The 19,550-nt window shown below is 69.3% G+C and carries 19 protein-coding genes; all 19 read right to left on the reverse strand.

Translation table 11 applies throughout. From position 1 onward, the window contains the following. Positions 1 to 37: 37 nt before the first annotated feature. A complete protein-coding gene (locus tag MXD62_RS19890) occupies positions 38 to 343 on the reverse strand; it encodes a hypothetical protein (protein WP_248831024.1) in 306 nt (101 codons plus the stop codon). Then, positions 343 to 1,467: a DUF5047 domain-containing protein gene (locus MXD62_RS19895; RefSeq protein ID WP_248831025.1), complete on the reverse strand. Its 1,125-nt coding sequence runs from the start codon at positions 1,465 to 1,467 to the stop codon at positions 343 to 345. The genes MXD62_RS19890 and MXD62_RS19895 overlap by 1 nt, the downstream gene beginning before the upstream one ends. A gap of 9 nt (positions 1,468 to 1,476) precedes the next feature. Continuing rightward, positions 1,477 to 3,051: a hypothetical protein gene (locus MXD62_RS19900; protein ID WP_248831026.1), complete on the reverse strand. Its 1,575-nt coding sequence runs from the start codon at positions 3,049 to 3,051 to the stop codon at positions 1,477 to 1,479. Then, positions 3,051 to 6,842 (reverse strand): hypothetical protein, encoded by a 3,792-nt coding sequence (locus tag MXD62_RS19905; protein ID WP_248831027.1) that lies wholly within the window; start codon positions 6,840 to 6,842, stop codon positions 3,051 to 3,053. Before MXD62_RS19905 ends, MXD62_RS19900 begins: the two co-directional genes overlap by 1 nt. Next, positions 6,842 to 9,955 carry a hypothetical protein gene (locus tag MXD62_RS19910; RefSeq protein ID WP_248831028.1) on the reverse strand — a complete coding sequence of 1,038 codons (3,114 nt, stop codon included), beginning with the start codon at positions 9,953 to 9,955 and terminating at the stop codon, positions 6,842 to 6,844. The genes MXD62_RS19905 and MXD62_RS19910 overlap by 1 nt, the downstream gene beginning before the upstream one ends. Positions 9,956 to 10,103: 148 nt before the next feature. Then, on the reverse strand, positions 10,104 to 10,529 hold the full coding sequence (locus tag MXD62_RS19915) for a hypothetical protein (protein WP_248831029.1): 426 nt from the start codon (positions 10,527 to 10,529) through the stop codon (positions 10,104 to 10,106). A gap of 10 nt (positions 10,530 to 10,539) precedes the next feature. Beyond that, the gene (locus tag MXD62_RS19920) at positions 10,540 to 10,944 is read right to left on the reverse strand and encodes a hypothetical protein (RefSeq protein ID WP_248831030.1); all 405 of its coding nucleotides are present in this window, start codon (positions 10,942 to 10,944) and stop codon (positions 10,540 to 10,542) included. 18 nt (positions 10,945 to 10,962) lie between these two features. Next, positions 10,963 to 11,499, reverse strand: a complete 537-nt coding sequence (locus MXD62_RS19925) for a hypothetical protein (RefSeq protein WP_248831031.1) — start codon at positions 11,497 to 11,499, stop codon at positions 10,963 to 10,965. Between the two features lies 1 nt (position 11,500). Then, a complete protein-coding gene (locus MXD62_RS19930) occupies positions 11,501 to 12,247 on the reverse strand; it encodes a hypothetical protein (protein ID WP_248831032.1) in 747 nt (248 codons plus the stop codon). A gap of 95 nt (positions 12,248 to 12,342) precedes the next feature. Beyond that, positions 12,343 to 12,816: a hypothetical protein gene (locus tag MXD62_RS19935; protein ID WP_248831033.1), complete on the reverse strand. Its 474-nt coding sequence runs from the start codon at positions 12,814 to 12,816 to the stop codon at positions 12,343 to 12,345. After that, complete coding sequence (locus MXD62_RS19940; protein ID WP_248831034.1) at positions 12,816 to 13,214, reverse strand: hypothetical protein; 399 nt, start codon at positions 13,212 to 13,214, stop codon at positions 12,816 to 12,818. Before MXD62_RS19940 ends, MXD62_RS19935 begins: the two co-directional genes overlap by 1 nt. Before the next feature lie 2 nt (positions 13,215 to 13,216). Beyond that, complete coding sequence (locus MXD62_RS39280; protein WP_285224124.1) at positions 13,217 to 14,266, reverse strand: hypothetical protein; 1,050 nt, start codon at positions 14,264 to 14,266, stop codon at positions 13,217 to 13,219. Beyond that, positions 14,263 to 14,721 (reverse strand): hypothetical protein, encoded by a 459-nt coding sequence (locus tag MXD62_RS19950; RefSeq protein WP_248831035.1) that lies wholly within the window; start codon positions 14,719 to 14,721, stop codon positions 14,263 to 14,265. The genes MXD62_RS39280 and MXD62_RS19950 overlap by 4 nt, the downstream gene beginning before the upstream one ends. Beyond that, a complete protein-coding gene (locus tag MXD62_RS19955) occupies positions 14,721 to 14,915 on the reverse strand; it encodes a hypothetical protein (protein ID WP_248831036.1) in 195 nt (64 codons plus the stop codon). Before MXD62_RS19955 ends, MXD62_RS19950 begins: the two co-directional genes overlap by 1 nt. Beyond that, positions 14,912 to 16,900, reverse strand: coding sequence for an SGNH/GDSL hydrolase family protein (locus MXD62_RS19960; protein ID WP_248831037.1), 1,989 nt, complete (start codon positions 16,898 to 16,900; stop codon positions 14,912 to 14,914). Before MXD62_RS19960 ends, MXD62_RS19955 begins: the two co-directional genes overlap by 4 nt. A 9-nt stretch (positions 16,901 to 16,909) precedes the next feature. Then, a complete protein-coding gene (locus MXD62_RS19965) occupies positions 16,910 to 17,167 on the reverse strand; it encodes a hypothetical protein (RefSeq protein WP_248831038.1) in 258 nt (85 codons plus the stop codon). Beyond that, positions 17,167 to 17,637 carry a hypothetical protein gene (locus MXD62_RS19970; protein WP_248831039.1) on the reverse strand — a complete coding sequence of 157 codons (471 nt, stop codon included), beginning with the start codon at positions 17,635 to 17,637 and terminating at the stop codon, positions 17,167 to 17,169. Before MXD62_RS19970 ends, MXD62_RS19965 begins: the two co-directional genes overlap by 1 nt. Positions 17,638 to 17,639: 2 nt before the next feature. Continuing rightward, positions 17,640 to 18,077 (reverse strand): hypothetical protein, encoded by a 438-nt coding sequence (locus tag MXD62_RS19975; RefSeq protein WP_248831040.1) that lies wholly within the window; start codon positions 18,075 to 18,077, stop codon positions 17,640 to 17,642. Between the two features lie 94 nt (positions 18,078 to 18,171). Next, entirely contained in the window at positions 18,172 to 19,548 is a 1,377-nt protein-coding gene (locus MXD62_RS19980) for a phage major capsid protein (RefSeq protein WP_248831041.1), read from the reverse strand. Positions 19,549 to 19,550 lie beyond the last annotated feature (2 nt).

A 19,550-nucleotide genomic window follows, 5' to 3' on the forward strand; every position in this document is an offset into this window, starting at 1 on the left:
TCCCCTCGGCGCGCACAACACGGACCATTCGCACCATTCACACCGCGATCCGGGCGATCACGAACGGTGCGCCGCCGTGCTGCCGGCCACCACCCCGCCCCGACCCACCCGACTGCGTCACCAGCACCACCACCACATCCCCGACCGTCGGCGTGGTGATCGAATCCGCGTAACGAACCCCGGCGCCGGCGATCTTCCCGCCGGCCGTCACCGTCAGGTCCAGCGACTTCGGCGGGCCCGCGTTCACCGCCGAGATCACCCATGTGCGCATCGACACGGCGCCCGCCGGCTGCTCCTGCACAATCGTCGCGGCCAGATCCACACCCACCGGATTGCGGCTCATCAGCTCACCGTCCTGCGTAGCCAGCAGGTCATCTGCATGTCGCTCTCGTCATCGACGGGCAGGGAGATCGAGTCGACGATCACCACATCGTCGAAACCGCTACGCTCACGCCGCACGTACAGCAGGTCGCCCTCGTCCACCGCGTAGTTCGGGACGCAGGTCACCGTCACCTGCTCCGTCAACCCGAACAGGCCCCGCCCGCGCGCATCCGCCGCCGCCTGCGCCTGCGCCGTCGTCGTGATCAGGCTCGACTGCTCCCACGTCGGCCGCTGCGGATAGTCCCCATACCAGTAGGTAGGCGACTCCGGGTCCAAGTCGTAGGCGACCGCCCGCACCGGCACGGTAGAGACGCCCTCGCCGATCATCACGACCGCGTTCACACCACCGTGCGACTTGCTGTAGGTGCGGCGCAGCGCCTTCACCGTGCACCGGGGGCCCTCGATGAGCTGCCAGGCCACCGGCTGCACCGTCGGATCCGGCACGTCCCGGATCGTCAGCCGCCCCGACCGGTCGAAATACGTTTCCGCGCCCACCGCGGCGGCGAACGTCGAAATCCCGTCCGCCCACGGCGACGCTTTCTCCTCGAGGATGTGCGCGGGAAACACATCGGTCGCGCTCGTCAAGTTCACGATCTCCACGAGGGGATAGCGGTCCTGCGCCAGCGCGGTGATCGCGCTCACCGCGTCCGTGCCGTTCGCGGTCGCCCACGGCTCGAGCAGCGTCGACTCGCCGATCCGCTCGGCCCGGTCCGATCCGCTCAGAGCGACCTCGACACCGTCCGAGGTGTCGACGAGCTCCGAGTCGGTGATCGTGAACACGCCCTGCGGGACCAACTCCGACGTTCCGTCCGGGTAGCGGATACCCGCACGGATGATCAGATCGTTGCCGTAGATGTCCAGCGGGGTCCGCTGCCGGCTCGTCGGGATCAGTTCCCGCGGCACCCCGACAACTGCCAGCCGGCAGGTTCGGCGCACGTCGGCGGACCGGGCTACGGAGATGCTGCCGCCGGTAACCCGCAGGTCGGTGGCGACCACCACCCCGCCGCGCATGATCTCCGCCTCGGCCGCCACCTGGTAGGAAGCCGTGACCGCGGCCTTGAACCGGTCGGAAACCTCGTACGCCATCCGGGCCGCCTACAGGGCGGACAGGTTGATACGGCCGAACCGCAACGCCCTCGCGGACGCGGCGAGGGTTCGGAGCCGGGCGGTGTAGCCGAGCGCCGTCGTGGCCGCCGGCAGATTGGCTGTGTGCGTCGCGACCAAGGTCCCGTTGACCCAGAACCGGATCGACGTGGCCGCCGAGTTCACCTCGACGATCAGTTCGTAGGAGGTGTTGGCGGCGATCGCCGCGGTGGTCGTGGTCACGGTGGCGTTCGCCGCGTCTGATGTGACCGTCCGCCAGAACGCGGTGCCGTCGACATCCGTCGCATAGCGGAACCAGGCACCCGACGCGACCGCGTACGCGCCCGTCGACGCCGGCCCAGCATCCGCCGCGATCTCAGCGGAGACCAGGCCAACCGCCAGCCGCGTAGACGTGACCGCCGACGCGTCCGTCATGATCCGCCCATAGAAGTACGGCGCCCACCTGGCTTGGATCCGGCCGAAGTCGGAGAGCACCCCAGCGTCCACCCCGGATGCGGCCGTCGTCGTGTACGAGTTCATCGGCCCGGCGGCCTGGTTATCCACCGCGGCCGTGATGTTCGTCGTCGCCACAGTCGGCGTCGCCATCCCGTACGAGCCCAGCGTCGTACTCGACCCCGTCGCAGCGACGACGAGTTCCCGGCGGTGCACTGACGCGAGCAGCTCGTCCTCATGCCCGACCGAGGTCCGCGCCCGAGGCCGGCCGCCCCGGCTCCAAGCGACCGTCCCGGCGGTGGTCGTATACGAGCCCTCGACGGTGTGCGTCCCGTCCGGGTTGCTGGTCGGCGCCGTGACAGCGTTACCGAGCGCGAGAACGCCATCCCCGCCACCCGGGTCTCCTCCGGCGATCCTCAGCCGGCCGTTGGAGTTCAGCGAGCCTTTCCGGTTGGTAGTGGCCGTCCCCGTCGCGGTGGAGATCGAGTCGTTGGGGTCCGCCGATAGCAACCCGAATCCGCCGGTCGGGTTCACGAAGAGGATGTCCGAGCCCTGGTGGTCAACGACCTTGAGCCCGGACTTGAGTGACGAGCTGTTGAGGCGGATGACCATCCCGTAGCGGGTGTTCTCCCCCTCGGGCACGACGAAGTTCCACACGCCCTCGTTCGCGCTGCCCGAGGTGCCGAGGAGGCGTTGCACCTGCCCCCCGGAGGTGTACGAGCCGCTGCCCACCGCGCCGTTGAGCGTGAACGTTGTAGCCCCGGTGCGAGTGATCGTCCACGTGCCGTTGGAGCCGACATGACCGGCCACCCCGGCGATCTTGACCACATCGGCCGTGCCGTAGCCGTGGTTCGCCGTGGTGGTCACTGTGACCGTGCTCGTGCCGGACACGGTCGACACGGTGAGCGGCGCGCCGCCCATCGCGATCGTCCCGTCCGCGCGGATCACCAGCCGGGCCAGCAGATCACCCGCGAGCAGCACGGACAGCAGCTTGGTTGTGGCCGCAGCCACTTCCTTGTCGGTGTCGGTCAACGCGGCGATCAAGTTCACGTAGTGCGCCAGATCGGAGTGCTTCTGGGCGTGGCCGGTGTCGCCTACCGACACGGTCTCGTCGAGCGGCAGAGCAGTGGCCATTAAACGATCTCCCAAACCAGATCAGTGATCACATCGTCGTTGGACAGGTCCGGGTCGAGCCGGTCAACCTCGGTTGCGGTGATCTCCACCGAACGGACAGGCGTGTTCGCCCGGTCCGCGCTTCGTTTCAGCAACGTGCGGCGGGCCGGGCCGAGCTTCACCGGCCACTGCTCCCCGAAATCGCCCTGGAACAGCAGCGGGTAGCCACCCGCGCGCATCTCCTCGAACTGCGCGTAGGCAGCCGCCGAGGTGAACGTCAACGGCCAGGTGAACTCCTCGCCCTTCACCACATCGCTGACCACGACCGGGTTGCGGCGGCCGAGCGTGTCGTGGACGGTCTGCGGCTCCCGGCTGGTGTGGTCCAGGTCCCCGGAGTGCCACACCTCGATCAGTCGCGCCGGTGTCAGCACATCCCGCAGCCAGAACCGGTCCGCCGGCATGCTCGCCGACACCTCCGCCGACGGCTCGGATGCCACCGCCGCCCCATCTGCATCAAGGGCGTAGTCCACGGCGGCCGTGCTCGCCCGGTAGATCCTCGCCGACCCGGGTGGCGCCTCATAGTCATAGACGGTGATCACACGCTCGGCCGGGTAGTAGGCGCGGGTGGTACCCCGCACCTGCTCCCACGTGCTGCCGCCGTCGTCGGAGTACTCCACCAGCGCGTACGCCCGCGCGGACGGTCCCGGCTGGTACACAGCAGGCGCGGAGGTGCCCGGTACCAGCCGCACCGCAGTGATCGCACCCGCCCCGGTGACGACCGCAGACACGGCCATCACCGCATGCACAAACGCGGTACCAGCCGGCGCGCGCATCGTGTGCGACGAGTCCACGAACTCGACGCCGACCTCTGGCAGGACATTCGCGCCGAACGACTCGGCGAGCGTGCCGCCTGAGCTGTCGGTGTACCGGATCCCGATCCGCTGCAGGGTCACCCCGGCGGCGATCCGCCACAGCCAGCCGGCGACCGCCCAATCCTCACCCGCCGTCGCGGTCTTCCCCGGGCCGACGGCGTACACCGCATCCGGCGGGAAGCTGCCGCCATCCCACGCCAGCTCCAACGCACTGCCTGACGGCGCCGGGTCGTAGCCGGTCCCACGGGCAACCGAAGCGTCATCCGACGCCTCCCAGCCCGCCACCCCCACCGCCGGATCCTCGAAGCACGATTCGTTCGTCGAATACACGTTCGAAATCCCGAGGCCGCCCCGCGACCAGGGACGCCCCGACCCGGGCATCGCCCCGAGGAAATCGAACAAAAACTCCTCGCCCGCCCCCTGCGAGAACCCGATCGCGATCGGCACTCCGTAGGAGGCGCCAGCCGGCACCAGCACATCCCGGGAGTGCGCGACAAGATCCCCGCTGGTGCCTGTGGTGAACGTCGACCCGAACGAATGCATGCTCAGGTCGTCGACGGTGAGATGGTCAAACGTCCATGTCCGGGAGACGCCGTCGGCGCCGTTGTTCGCCGTCAGGCTGACCTTCCCGGACGTGAACATCGCGTTTTCGCCGATCCACCCCCACGTCGCCGGCTCCTGCTCGGTGGCCGTCCACGCCTTCAGCCCGAGGGTGGTTCCCTGCGCCCGCAGCCGCACATACACACCCTGCGCGGGGATGGTGATGCCGACCGTGGCGAGCACGGTGGACGAGCCGTCCTGGACGCGCAGGAACACCGCGGAGAAGTCGGGGCTGACCTCGGCCCAGTAGCCGGCGTTCGGATGCCCCGGGTTCGGCCCGTTCCACGTCCCATCGCCGCGCACCCCGATCACCGCGCGCATCTCCGCCGACGTCGACGATGGGACAGCGAGGACGAGGACCTCACAGTCGTCCTGCGCGTCCATCCCGGAGGCGTACATCCGCGCCGGGTTCGAGTAGGCGACCGCGCCGGTGGTCAGCACACCCCGGTTGTTCTGAATGCTGCTCGTCGCCGTGCCGGCATGGGTGGATGTCCACCGGCCCGTGTCCCACGCCGACCCGTTCGCCCCGGTCCACGTCTCCTCAAACACCAGATTCGTCAACGGCGCGTCGTCCTCGCCGAACCACTCGATGTCGAACCGGGCGTCCCTGGCAAGGTTGTCGGACTGCCATGCCGACATGGCGGCGGTGAGGACCTCCCCGGGCTGCGCGGGCATGCCCCAGCCGTACCGGCCGCCGCCGATCGCCCGCACCTGCCGGGCCGCCGCCGACGTGACCCGCAGCAGCCACCCATCCAGATCGGTGCCGCCGACGACCTCGGTCAGGTCAGCGGCCTCGAAAGTGTCGACGAGGACCGTGCTACCCGGGTTGTACATGCCGATCCCGCACCGGGACCCTGTCGTGATCACCCCGTCCAGCGTGTGCGTGTTCAGCAGCACCCCGTCGAGGTAGACGCTCATTTCGTTACCGCGGATCTCCGCACGCCACGTCGCGGGCAGCGCGAGGGGCTGCGGCAGTGGCATACGCGGCGTGATGCTGTTGACGATCACCCCGTTTTGGACCCGCCAGATCACATAGCCGTCCACCTGCTCCTTCAGCTCCGCGACATAGCCGGTGATCGCCGACGCGGAAGCGCGTAGCAACAGTGCCGCGGTCCGGTTCGTCGACGGCGCCATGGCGTTGACGACCATCTCGGCGTAGTGGTCCGCCGAACCGAGGTCGGTTTCGCAGCGAACCCACGCGAACAGCGACGCCGAGGACGAGGTGAGCTGGTTCGACGCGACAGCGAAAGCGCCAGCCAGCACCGTCCACGTCAGGTCCGTGTTCGCCGCGGACAGGGCGCCGTTCGCGCCGGTGAACGTCTCCACCGCGGTGACCGTGGCCGGCGCCGACGTGGAGATGTTGTCCACCGTCGAGTTCGAGAAGTCCCCGGAGTACCAGCCGTCGCCCTGGTTCTCGGCGCCCTTGTAGGCGGTGGACTGCCCGTAGGACAGCAGGTTGTCCCGCGGGGTCACCGTGAGCGCAACACGCCGGTTGGTGCTGTCGACGGTGGCTGTCAGCAGCGGCGTGGCCGGCAGATGCCCACCGATGCTGAACGTCACGGACGCCCACGGGCCGAACCGTCCCCCCGACCCGGCGTCGGCCACCCTGGCGTACACGGAGTAGTCGCCGAACGGCAGCGACTCGTCGACCGTGACCGTCGGGGACGCTGTCAGCACATCGCCGGAGTCCCACAGCGCGACCGTGGTGTCCGGGCCGAACCCGAACGCCGCCACCTGCGCGGCCGTGAAGACCTTCGCCCTGATCCGCTCGAGCGGGCTGCTGTCGGCGTCCGAGTAGACGACCTCGATCGTCGGCTGCTGCGATCCGACAACATCCCCCACCGGCGAGGTGATCACACAGGTGGGGGCCTCGTCGTAGACGACGTCGACATACACCTCGTGCACGCGGATCGCCGTACCAGCCGCCCCGAACGCGACTTGCAGGCCGGCGAGGATCGCCGACGACCAGGCCGCCCCACCCGGCGCGTTGACCAAGCTGCCGTACGTCTTCGTCGCGATCGTCGACGTCGGCTTCTCGCCCGCCGACAGCACCTGCGACTGGTACGAGCCCGACGTCGGCTGATACCCAACCGCCACATCCAACGGCGCCGACGAGTCGCCACGGCGGCGGACCCGCACCGACACCGATCGGATCTGCGAGTAGGCCGGCAGGGTGGGTGTGGCCACGTCCAGGCTGCAGACCCAGCCGCCGGGCGCCGCCTGAATGTAGGTGGCGTCGCTGTTGTCGGAGGTGGCGGCGTGCGCGGAGCCGGCTCCCCCGCCGATCGTCCACAGGCCACGGAAACTCGTGCCGTTGGGCCGGACGGTCGTCGTCGCCATCAGCGTCTCCCCACGCCGGCGCGGATCTGCGCGGCAACCTGCCCGAGGGCGTCTTCGATCTCGGTGCGGACCATCCCGGCGAGCGCCATCGCACCATCGCCACCGTTGACGGTGATGTGGATCTCGACCGGGCCGAGGTTCGCCCCGCCACCCCCGGCGCCAGCCATCCGGCTGGCCATCCCCGCGGACTGCCCGGCCGGGTACACATGGCTGCCGGACGGCAGGCGGATCATCTCCGCGCCGCGCTCGTTGACCTGCGTCCACCCGGAGCCGATCCGCCCTGACGCCGCCGCAGGGAGATCGCCGACGACACCGCCGGACGCGAACCCGAGCAGTCCGCCCACCGCGCCGACCGCCTTGCCGGGGAGCCCACCGATGGCGCCCATGACCCGGCTGATCGCGCCAACCGCCCGGCCGGCGGCGCCGATAAGCCGCTCCAACCAGCCGACCACGGTCCCGATCGCGCCACTTACCGCGCCGAGCGCACCCACCACAGGCCCGGCAAGGGTGGTGTACAGCGTGGTGAACGTGCCGATGGCCTGCGTGATCACACCGATAGCTGTCGTGACCGCGGTTGAGAACGCCCCGATGAGGATCGCGGCGATCTGTACCAGCGGCGGGATCACCGGCATGATCGCCTGTAGCACCTGTACGAACAGCTGAGCCAGCTGCAAGATCGACGGGAGCAGCGGCACCAGGGCGTTGAACAGGTTGATCTGCGTTTGGATCAGCGTCGGCATGATCGGCAGCAGCGCGTTGATCGCCGTCACCAGCAGCGTCCCGATGTCCTGCGCGAGCGTCACCAACTGCGGGAGCAGCGGCGTCACCGCGGTGAGGATCCCGGTGATCTGCGTGGCGACCTGCGGGATCAGCGGCGTCAGCGCGAGGATCGCCTGCGTCAGCGTCGTCCCCATCACCGTCGCGAACTGCGTGATCTGCGGTAGGACCGGCGTCAGGGCGATGAGGATCTGCCCGATCGCGGTCGTCAGCGCGCTGATCAGCGGCGACGCGGCGGTGATCGCCTGCGCGAGCGTCGTTCCCACCGTCGTCGCCATCTGCACCAGCACCGGCAGCACCGGCTGGATCGCCGTCAGCAACCCGGACAGCGCCTGCAGCAACGCCGAGCCGATCGCCAGCGCCACCTGGGTGACGATCGGGATCAACTGCGCCAGCACCGGCGCGAGCATCCCGACAAGCTGCGCGGCCAGCGTCGCCAGCGGGCCGAGGAGCTGCCCCACAGCCACCAGCAGCTGCCCGAGCGGGGGAAGCAGTGGTGTCAGCGAGGTGAGGATCTGCCCGAACGCGGAGGCGACCATGCCCAGGAACGGCGCCAGCTGCTGCACCGCGGTCGCGAGCTGCGTGCCCAGGGTCGTCGCGAGCGTCGCGAGCGGCGGCAGGATGAGGTTCACGGCGGGGGCGAGCGCGGTCATCAGCGTCGTGGCGATCTGCGTCAACGACACCGCCAGCGGGGTGATCGCCCCCAGGAAGTTCCCGAACGCGACACCGATGCTGGCGATCTCCGGCGCTACGGCCTGGATGGCGGTCGTGAGCTGCGCGCCCAGCGTGGCGGCCAGCGACGTCAGCGGCGGCAGGATCGCGTTCACCGCGGGCAGCAGGGCGGAGATCACCGACCCGGCGAGCTCACCGACGACTGGGCCGACCGTGGCCAGCGTCGCCCCGATCTGCGTCATCAGCGCGGCGAACTGCGGACCGGCACCGTCCAGCGCGCCCCGGAACGCATCAACCAGGCCCTCGAGCCCGACGCGGAACCCGACCAGCATCGACTCCAGCGGCGCCAGGTTCGCCGGGATGCTCGTCCAGTCCTGGAACTCCTGGGTGACCTTTTGTAGCGGGGCGAGCATCACGAGCGCGTTCGACCCGACCGTGGCGAGAATGTTCCCCAGCCCGCCGAGAACGTTACCGACAACCGAGGCGATGTCGCCGAGGACGTCCATCGCCTGGGACATCATGCGCGTCAGCTCACCGCTGTCACGCGCCTTCTCCACCCATGTAGTCAGGCGCTGCGCACCCCGGTTGATGGCCTCGGACAGGCGTAGCCACACACCCTGGCCGGCAACAGCGACATCCCAAAGAGATCCGAGGACTGCGATCCCAGCATCACCGAAATTGCGGATGGCCTGACTGTTCGTTGACATGACCCGCGCCAAGTCGTCGCGGAACGCCGGCCCGGAAAACACCTGACCGGCCTTCTCCGCCAGTTCACCGAACACCGTGGCCGTCTGCCGGACACCCTCACGGATGACCGGAAGCGAGCTTTTGAAGGCGTCGATGCCTTTCTGTAGGCCCGGGCCGAGCGCGTCGGCAGCCACCCGCTTGAGGTCGTCCATGGCCGGCTTGAGTTGCTCAAGCTGCTTCTTCGCCCCGTCCGAGGCGAGTTTGAGGACCCCGAACGCCTGGCCCATGGTGAGGATCGCCGGGGCGGCGAGCAGGGCAGCCGGAGCCGTTGCGGCCAGGATCGCGCCCATGCCGGACAGGGACGACAGCGTCGCCGCGGCGGCAGCCCCTGCGGCCACCACCCCAGCCGTCAGCTTCACCATCCCACCCGCGGCTACCGCGCCGAGCGTGCCGAGCGTCCGGAACGGCGCGGACAGCGCCGACAGCCTGCCGCGCAGCCCGGACAGCCTGTTGTCGAGGTCGCCGATCTGGTTCGCCAGCCCAGCCCCGTTGAGGCCGTCGCCATCCACCCGGACCCGAACCCGGATGTCCCGCTCGATCCGCTCGAGGAGCCTGTTGAGTTCCCGAACCTCCTCGATACTGTCGATATCGACGAGAATGTTGATCTCAAGGTCGTCCCGGAACGACAGTTCGTTCAGCGCATACGACAGCCGGTCGAGCTGGCGCAACGCCGAGCCCATCGTGACCGAGACCTTGACCTTGACGGACCGCTCTATCCGCTCCAGGTCCTGGCGCAGCTGAGCAAGCGCATCCTGGCCGGTGATCTGGACGTCGACACGGGCGACCACATCCCGCGCCACCTGATCCAGGTTGCGGCGCAGCCTGTCCAACTGCCGCTCGATACCCCGGGTGATCCGCGCGAAATCCCGGGTGGCGTCGTCACGCGCCCGGACGGTGATCTCGACCAAGTTCGCCACTAGCCGAGATCACCTCCCTGGTCCTGCTCGGGCGGTTTACCGAGCGATTCGATACGCAGCAGCCGGAGCAGCTCCGCCGATTCGACGAGCACTTCCGACGGCAGCTTGTGGAACTCCCGACACAGGCCGAGGACAGTCCGTGCGCGGATCAGCTCGGGAGGTTCACGGACAACGGTTCCATCGGCAGCGACCCCACCAGGGAGTCGCTGCCAGAGGCCGAGTCTTTTCCCAGGTCCTCATCCACCCCGTTTATCGCATCGAGGCAGGCGTTCAGGACGGGCATCACGAACCGTGTCAGGCTCTGCCGTCCCAGCGCCGCACGGGACACCGGCTCCGGGCCGCCGTTCTTCGTCTCGAGGTTCCAGGAGACGATGACGTCCGCGAACGAGGTCAGCAGCTTGTCCACCGCGGCCAGGTCGCTGGCCGACTGCTCGCCGGTCTTGAGTGCGGCAGCCATCCCGCCCAGGGTGAGCAGCTCGTCGGTAGACAGCTCCCGTAGGGAGATCTCCAGGCCGGCGAGTTTGGTGTCGGAGAAGTCGACGTTGTAGACGACCTCGTCGGGGATAAAACCCATGGCCAGCCCCCTATGTCCAGGTCGGAGTTGTTCCGTCCGCGAGGCTGCCCTCAGCGGTCCACGTCAGCTCACCGGAATCGGAACGCTCCAGGCTGTACGTGCTGTACAGCAGCTCACCGGCCAGCGTCTGCCCGGACACGCCGATCGTCGTCGTCCGCGCCACCGTCGTCGACGGCACCGTCCGGAACACGCTGTGTGAAAAGTTTGTCGCGTCGTCGAACGCGCCGTTCAGCTCAACCGAGAAATCGGCCAGGAGCAGCGTGCGCTCCACCGCGCTCTTATCGATGCCGGTGAACTCCCACACCTCACGCGGCGTCTCCCAGCTCAGAGACGTGACGTCATTGCTGATGGTCCGGGCAGTGCCGGCGCTGTCATCGACAGCGAGCGACATCCCGAGGCCGCCTTCCTTCGCCATCGAGTCACCCTCCCTTCGTTAGAGCGCGTTCTCGCGCGCCCGCTGGACTTTTTCCTGGTGCTCCGAGAAGTGGTCCCGCCAGTCCTCGGGGGCGGATCTACCGGTGAACTGGCGGACTGGCGCGTTCCCGAACCGGCGGTCGCCCTGGCGGAGCACGTACAGGCCTGGTTTGCCGAGCTGCACCAGGTGCTTGTCCTTCGTCGGGCAGGGCCCGCCGAGCGCCGCATGCCGGGCGAAACACTGCTGCCCGGGACCGAACCGGAACTCGATCAGCCCACCCTCGGCGGGGAGCTCGATGAACTGCCTGCCGGAGGTGCGCGCGAGATCGGCGTGCGCGCCGTCGGGGACGATCGTGCGCCACCCGTTGTGGTAATTCGGGCAGTCGACTTCCTCGCAGCGCGCTGGGCGGACGCTGCGGCAGTCGACCTCTTTGCAGGTGGCGTGCCGCCAGTGCGACCCCAGCGGGGCATGGACCTCGTACCGCTGGATCCACCTCGGGTTGATGTCTCGCGCGGTCCGCGCTGCGAGGCGGGACGGGGGTCTCCGGGTGCGCATCTCAGAAGCTCACAGCCGTCTCGTTGCGGATCACGTTGACCGCGAACTGCAGGTTCGTGAACGTGCCGGTGGTGACAGCCCGCAGGTAGCGCTCCACCGTCTGCGTGCCGGACGTGGCGATCCGCTGGGCGCCGACCGCGGTGACCGTCGTGAACGCGCCGCCAGTCACGTCCGCCCACGCATCGCCGGCGCCGTTGTCGGAGCTCTCCTGCAGCTTCACCACCGCCGAGGTGCCGGTGAATGCGAAGACGTGCAGGAACGCCTGTGCGCCGAATGCGATCGATCCGGTCCCGAGATCGACCGAGGTGCCGTTCGTCGCCGTCGTGTCGGTCCTCCGACCAGGGGTGAGCTGAACCCCCCACTGCAGGCCGTAGCTGTTGGCCAGGGCCTCGACGGAGAGGGTGAGCGACCCGTCGTCGCCCCGCTCGCCGTCGTAATTGCCCTGCAGGGCAACCAGGCTCGCCGCCGCGCTCCCCAACGCGGTGCCGCGGAAGTAGGACGCCACCCGGTCGGTCAGCGGTAGGCCCGCCAGAGCGAGGTGTGCGGCGCCGGGCGCCTTGTTGAAGAAGCTGGACCACTCGACGCGGCCGTCGCGCTGCAAGCCGATCCGCTCGAGCGCGCTCTTGTTGATGCCGGTGGTCTCCCACAGTTCGGGGCCGCCGGAGATCTCACCGAGGCTGCCGACGTCGCCGGAGAGGTCGTAGGCGTCGAGGTAGAAGTTGTCGCCGAGGCCGCCACCCTTACTCATGGCCGGTCACCTCCTTCGACAGTTCGTGTGTCGATCATATGGGGATGTGTCACCTATCGGAGCGTGTGGGAGTGCTGTGAGCTGGGCAAGTCGGGCTACGGGGCTTCGGGGTAGATGTCGTTGACGATCAACGGCACGGTGATCTCCGCGAACCGGTATCGCTGGTCCGGGAACGTCATGTGTCCGGTCTGCACGGTCAGCCCGGCACCTGTCCCGCCGCCGGACTGCTCGGAGCCCCGGACGTCGACCATCCGCACCAGCCCCCCGAGCGTGAAATCGCCAATCAGCGAGGCGAGGATCGGATCGGTCGCCTCGAGCAGGACGATGTCGATGTCGTCGGCGGGCTCCTGCTCGAGCGGGACGAGCACGAACACGGTGAAGATCGGCACCATGCTGGTGGCGTCCAGCCCCGAGCTTCGAGCCGGGACCATGCGGTTGAACGCGACCAGCCCGTGCACGCCCGTGCCAGGCAGCGCGTCCGGGGCCCGCGCCGACACCGTGTCGAACACGCCGAGCACCATCAGATGCGAGATGAGCGCGTCCCGGATCTGCCGGATCCCGAGGGCCATCAGTTCATCCGCCGTTCGTACCGGTCAGCGAACAGCCGTTCGGCAATGGTCCCGGCCACGGCCTGCAACTCGGGGGTGGTCTTCTTCATCGACCCGTAGCCCGGGAAACGGGTCGCAGGGCTGTTCCGGCTCCCGGTGCCTTCCAGCCACGGGCCGTACACGCATTCGCCGCCGTCCCACAGGTGCGCGACGCCGTACTCTGCGAGCTTCTCCGGCTCGATGAGGTACTCGTAGTAGGGAGTCGGCTGGCGGACCTGCGGCCGGTAGATGGACAGGTAGATCCCGAGTCCCTCGCGGGCGATCTCGTATGGCGCCTCGTCGACGAAGTCGTGTAGGGCGCGGACCGCCCTGCCGTCGAAGAACGGCCCGGACGTGTCGATGTCGACGTCGATGCGCATCGTCACACCGCCCGGATCCGGGCCTTGCGCCCGTAGGCGCCGTACACGTCCTCGCGGAGCGCCTTGACGCCGCGGCCGGATGCCTCCCGCTCGTTGTCACCGCTCCCGACTACCCGGGCGTACGCGGCTGCTTCCTGCTGCACGGTCGCGAGCGCCTCCGCCCGCGCGAGCTGCCGTACCAGCGCGGGCGGGGCGTGCCGGCGGACCGCAGCGCCCTGCGTGTGCGCGGCCGCGGTCGTGCCCGCGTAGCCGCGGACGACGGTCAGGGTGCGGGGGGCGTAGATGTCGGCGCCGGAGGTGTGCGCGGCGAGGGTGGATCCGTCCCAGGCTCGGCGGACGGTGAGCACGTTCCCGGTGATGTCCTCGACACGGAACCGCTCGGTGTCGACGGCGAGCGTCTCACCCAGGGCGTACGCGGACCCGTCGGCGACCACCATCCCGGCGGCGGCGGCCGAGGCGGCGAGGTCCGCGGCGAGGTTCTGCCCGGTGTCCACACTGGCCCGGCCAGTGACCAGCATCCGCTCGTCGTCCACGCGGATCAGGTCGCCTACGCCGACCGCGGCCGAGCTGGACACGGTCAGGCTCGTCGACGAGCCGTCCAGCAGCGCGGCGAGGGTGCCTGCGGCGGTCTCATCGTTGCCGTAGCCGAACAGGCCGCCGATGACGATGGCTTTCTGGTGGGTGGCTCCCGGGGCGAACGCGGCCGACCCTCCCAGGTTGATCTCGATGCGGGTGTAGGGCGGCCCGCCGACCGGATAGAGCAGGTAGTCCGCGGGGGCGATCGTCGTGCCGCCGGCGGTCAGGGCGGTGATGGAGATCAGCTCATGCTGGTCGAGCCACAGCCGCCACGACGTCGGGCTTTCCCGGGTCGGCCAGTCGAATGCGCGGCTGTCGACCTGCGGCCAGAACTGGCGGTGACACAGCCGGTCGACGTCCTCGGCCGCAGCCTGGATCGCGTCGTCAACGATCCCGTCCATCCGGGCCGTGAGCTTCACGTCCAGGCGCGCCTTGACCGCCTCGCGGGTCGTGTACGTCGGCCGGGAGATGGTCATGCGACCAGCCACCAGCCGAACCCGCCACCCAGATTGGCGCAGCGGAAGATCTGTCCGTTCGGGCCGCCGATCCACAGCTGGCCGTTACGGACGCACACCGCGCCGTTCGGGGCGTCCGGGGAGATGGTGGTCTGCGCGTGGTAGATGTCGCTGCCGGCAAAGTTGCTGATGTTGTCGCCAGCGACCCAGAAGCCGCCGGCACGGTTGAAACCGCCGATCGGCTGGTTGAGGTAGTCGTAGACGATGAACGGCTGCCCGTTCGCGCCCTCGGCCGCGCGGATGACGAGCCCCTCGGCCTGGTCGTCCGTCTCCTGGAACACCCACGGGTTACCGGTGTCCGTGGACTCGGCGGACGCGGGCGACTGCGAGACGGCGGCGACGGCGACAACCGAGATGGCGGCGACCAGCAGGAACGCCAGTAGCGCCAGCCGCAGGCGGGACAGTCGCAGCATCATCAGAGCCCTCCCAGGGCATCGCCTATGTATCGGCCGCCAGGCCGCCAGCCGCAGAACCGGCAGTGCAGCCCGCCGTCGTGCGACGCCTCGAGCGGGATCCCGTCATCCGGGCAGGCTGTCGGGGGCGCCGAAGCGTCTTCCTGCGCGAGCTGCCGGGCCTCGCGGAGGATGTCGGCGAGCTGCTCCCAGCTCATGACACCGACAGGCTGTATTTGCTACCGAGGTAGGTCATCACCTGCGATGCGTCGGCCGCGGTGAGCGCGTGATCGAAGATGAGGAGCTCGCTCACCTCGCCGTCCAGGAAGACTGACGTTCCAGCCGAGTTGGTCCCGAAATGCACCCGCGAGAGTGTGGCGGCGCCACTCGTCCCGGTCGTTCCCGTCGTCGTCGGCTTCTGCTTGTCCAGCCGGACCGACGACGACGACCCGTTGTAGACCGCGCAGACGATGTGCGCGCTGCCCACGTCCATCGTTTCGGTGATCGTGATGTCCGCAACGGCGCCGGCCCCGATCGAGAATGTCCCCGCGCCCGCGAACCCCGCGTAGACGAATGCTCCCGGCTGGCCGCTCATCAGGTTCCCCACCGCGGTGGTGTACCGGAACACGGCGATCACGGTCAGGGGCACGGCGTGCGAAGCCGCCCATGCGCCGGTGTCCATCCACTGCGAGTTCGCGGCGACGCACAGGAGCGACGGGAGGCCGCCGATTCGCCCCGTCCGGTAGGTCGGCCGCGCCGTGCCGGTCTGCGTCAGGGCGGCCGTCTCAGAGCCGGCGCGTGGGGTCCATGTGCTGACCGGATCCCCGTTGGACAGGCCGGTGATGGTTCCCGCGTCCCACCAGGCGAGCAGACCCGGCAGGGACGACGGAAGGAATGGCGTATCCGCGCTGGACGCGACAGCCAGCGGGGCCACCACGGGCGTGGTGAGGGCTTCGATAGCGAGGTCGGCCAGTTCGGCGTGCCCGCGGTCGTTGAGGTGCACCGTGTCGGCGTTCCGGACCGACCACACGTCGGTTGCCATCGAGACAGGGAACGGCTGTCCGATGTCTACGAAGCGACAGGTCCCGTCCCCGTCGGCCACGGCCGCCATCGCGGCCACGTACTGCGACCACGGGTAGGTCGGGGCGATGACATCCAACCGCTGATGCTGGGCCCAGATCTCGAAACCCGGGTCGATCGCACACGCCGCCTTGATACCGGCGATCAGCCCCTCGAGGTCAGCCTGGAACGCCGCCGGGTTGGTCTGCGCCTGAAACTCGTTCGCCCCGAAAGCCAACACCACCAGCCCGGGGGCGAGTTGGCCGATGCGCTGCTGATTCGTCGCGGTCCCCGCGAAGTCCGACGTCACCGCGCCGGACCGGCCGCCGTTGTAGACCTGGATCCCGGAGGCTTCGTCTCCGTTGTGGAAGTAAATCCCGTTGATCACACATGCGTTCGTGGCCGCGATCGTGACCGTGTGGGAGCCGACCGCCACCGACGGGGATGTGTATGTCCCGTCATGCCTGCCAGCGGCCCCGCCGGTGTTGGGTGTGACCGTCACCGGGGTGAGCGCATCCACCTGGACCGTGAACGTTCCCGAACCGGGCCCCTGGGCGAAAAGCACGGTAACCGCGGTGCACGGGTTGATGGTGCGGGCCATCGTCGCGCCCGCGCTCAGGGACCTGGACTGCAACCCCATGCCGGCCACCGTGAGCGACTGCGTCCCGGTGAACGTCCACCCGGTGTCCACGGCCGGGATATACCGGCCACCCACCACGCCGGGCGTGGGGAGCCGCTGGTGCAGCATCGTCCCCCACCGGTCGACCCACGCCCGATCGATCGACGTAGCCCCAATGCCCTGTGTTGTGCTGGACCCGAGGCACACCACCCGCGCGGCCGACAGATACCGAGCGGCCAACGCCGCGCGGGAGTGCGACTGCCGCGGTACCAGCAGCGTGGACCCGGTCACGGTGAGGGCCGCCGTCTTCCCGTTGAGAGTGGAGACGACCGGCGCCCCGTTTACGGCAAGCCCACCCGCAGAAGGATCGCGGCTCACAACCAGGTCCGGCGGCTGCCCGTCCGCGGAAAACTCGATCCGCCCGTCACGGATCCGTATCCGCCGACCCAGGATCGGCAGGACAGCGCCCTCGCTGGTAGAAGACCCGCCAGCCGACGCGCCGCCTTGCGCGGACAGTTTGCCCATGGCGGCTGGCTACCCTCCCAGGTACAGCCGGGCAAGCGCGTCGACCTGCCCGGTGAGGGCGTGCGCCTGGTCGGTGAGGGTCCGTACCTGCTCGCGGGTCTGCGCCGCCGTCGGCGCGTCGGCCTCGAGGTACGTCCGGTCGGCCAGGAACGCCTCGTTCCCGGCGCGGGCGAGCCGGAGCTGCGCGCGGAGCTCCAGAACGCTGGCGCGCCGCGGGTCCACGGCCCCGTCGACGCTCGACCCGCCGTGCACGGTGGTCTTCGGCATCACGCAGCCGCCACGGACGCGCCGTTGTCATACGGGACGTAGGTCAGGTCCCACTTCACAGCGCCGGTGTTGCTGGCGGCGCAGTCCAGGAGGATCGCACCGGGCTTGAGGACCAGGGGCTGTGCCAGCACCTTGTTACTCGACAGGAAGTTCAACGCGTCCTGCATCGCCGTCGCCGGGGTGCCGGTCAGGGAGTACATGGTCCCGACCGCGTCGGCGGTGATGTCGAGGACAGCGCACAGATCCTGCGTCGCACCAGCGTCCGTCGGGTCGAAGGACAGCTTGGTGTTGTCGGCCTGCGTCTGGATGACGGTGGTGACCTCGCCGACCAAGCTGGTGATGAGGACCCGGCCGCCGGTGACGGTGAACAGGGTGCTGGTCGTGGTCTGCGGGAGTGCCGCAGTGGCACGGGACACCTTGATGCCGGACAGGAGCGACCGGATCTGATCGCCCTGGATGAGGGTGCTCACGGTCAGACTCCCATCGCGGGCAGGTTCGCCGGGGTCCGCTGCGCGGCCAGGTCGCGGACGACCGCGTTGACCGTGCCGGCACCAGTGCTCGTGAGCTTCACGAACTTGTAGGTGTCGGACAGCGACGTCGCTTCGACCTCGACCACCGCGGCGTTCTGGACGGCCGTGGCGGTGGTGGTGACGGTCGCTGCGGCGGCCTGGGTGCGCCGGGTCCAGGCGTCGGATCCGTTCCCGGTGTTCGTGTGGTACTCGGTGATCACGGCGAGGTTCTGCGCGCCGGTGCCGGACGAGTCCTTGGCTTCCTGCAGGGTGTACGTGTCGCCAGCGGCGCCGGCGAGGTAGCACAGGAACGTGATCCCGGCCGCGTCCTTGAGGTTGATCCACACTCCGTCGGCGGCGGGGGTGGTGTTGATGAGGCGGCCGAGCGCCTTCTGGCCCATGCTGGTTTCCTTCCGTCTGCGGTGCCCTGCCGGGGCGACACTGCCGGCCCGGGTGGTAGCGGGCGCCGGGAGGTGAAGGCCGGCGCCCGCCCGGTCAGCTCCTGGTCTCGATCTCGACGAACGGGGACAGCGTCGGTCCGCCGTTCGCCGGGGTGATCGCGGTCTTCAGCCACGGGCGGCCGTCGACGCGCTGGATGATCCGGAACGCCGTCTGGTCGTTCCCGAACCGGTAGTCGGTGCTGCTGTCCGCCGACATGACCTGCCGATCGCCGATCAGGTAGTAGCTGAGGTCGACGAAGGCCACGTCGCTGCGGGTGCCGAGGCGGCCGGCCTTCTCCGAGATGACGATCGGGCGGCCGAGCATCGTGGCCGGGCCGGGGCCGGCCGCGTTCACGAGCATCACGGGCGCGCCGCCGGTCCCGACGGAGATCGCCATCGTGTACAGCTCGGGGATCGTCTCGGGCGAGACGACCCAGATCGCCCGGTTCAGGCTCGCGGGGAGCATCCGGCTGTACTGCTTGATGATGTTCTCGACGAGGATCGTGGAGGCGGCCTGTCCGGTCTCCTTGGTGATCGCGATGCTCGCGCTGTTCGCGGCGCCGAGGAACCCGAGCGGCTCGCCGACACCGGTACCGCTCATGAACGCGACGTCTTCGAAGAACGCCAGCGCCTGCGGCCACAGGGTCTCGATCAGCGCGGCGAATGAGATCAGCGAGTCGGCGAGAAGCTCGTTGGGGACCAGGGCGAACCCGGTGAGCTTCTTCGCGTCGAGCTCGACCCGGCCGAACTGCGGGTTCGACGCCTGGAGGGCGGCGGACTCCTCACCCCAGTAGCCGATCATGCCGCCGAACACCGAACCGGCGTTCGTCGTGCTGTCGATCATCGGGAAGGGGACGCGCGGCGCCTCCATCGGCACGACCGTCGCCCGCGAGCGGACCACGCTCTGCTCCAGAGCGATCGACAGGAGCTGCGACCGCAGCGTCTCGGGGACGAGGAACCCGCCCTCGGCCGGCACCACCGAGCTGTACGCGTTCTTGATCCGGGCCATCTTCGCGTGGGCCTCGGGGTCGCGGTTGAGATGCCAGGCCGTCCGGAAGTAGTCCGCGGCGTTGGCGAACTCCTTGTCGAGGACGACGCCGGGAGCCGTCGGGTTGTGCGCGGTGGCCTGCCGGTGAGAGCTGAGCATGTTCGCCGGGCGGGTCTGCGGGTCGAGGTTGAGCCGGCGGACGTCGGTGGCGTTGGCGTCGTCGGCGTGCTCGCGGAGGTAGGCGGCGATCTGCCGCTGGGTCTCTTCGGCGATCTGCCGGTTGAGGTCGGTGCCGTCGCCCTGCTGGGCCTGCGCGTACCCGTCGATGAACTCGCGGAGGCTGTCCGAGGTGGCGAGGATCTGCTTGCTGCGGGCCGGGTCGGCGAGCATCTCGGCGAGTTCGGCGCTGGTCTTCGGGACGGGCGGTGCGGCGGTCGTGGGCACTG

Origin of the sequence: Frankia sp. Mgl5 (assembly GCF_023242985.1) — a bacterium.
Lineage (GTDB): Bacteria > Actinomycetota > Actinomycetes > Frankiales > Frankiaceae > Parafrankia > Parafrankia soli.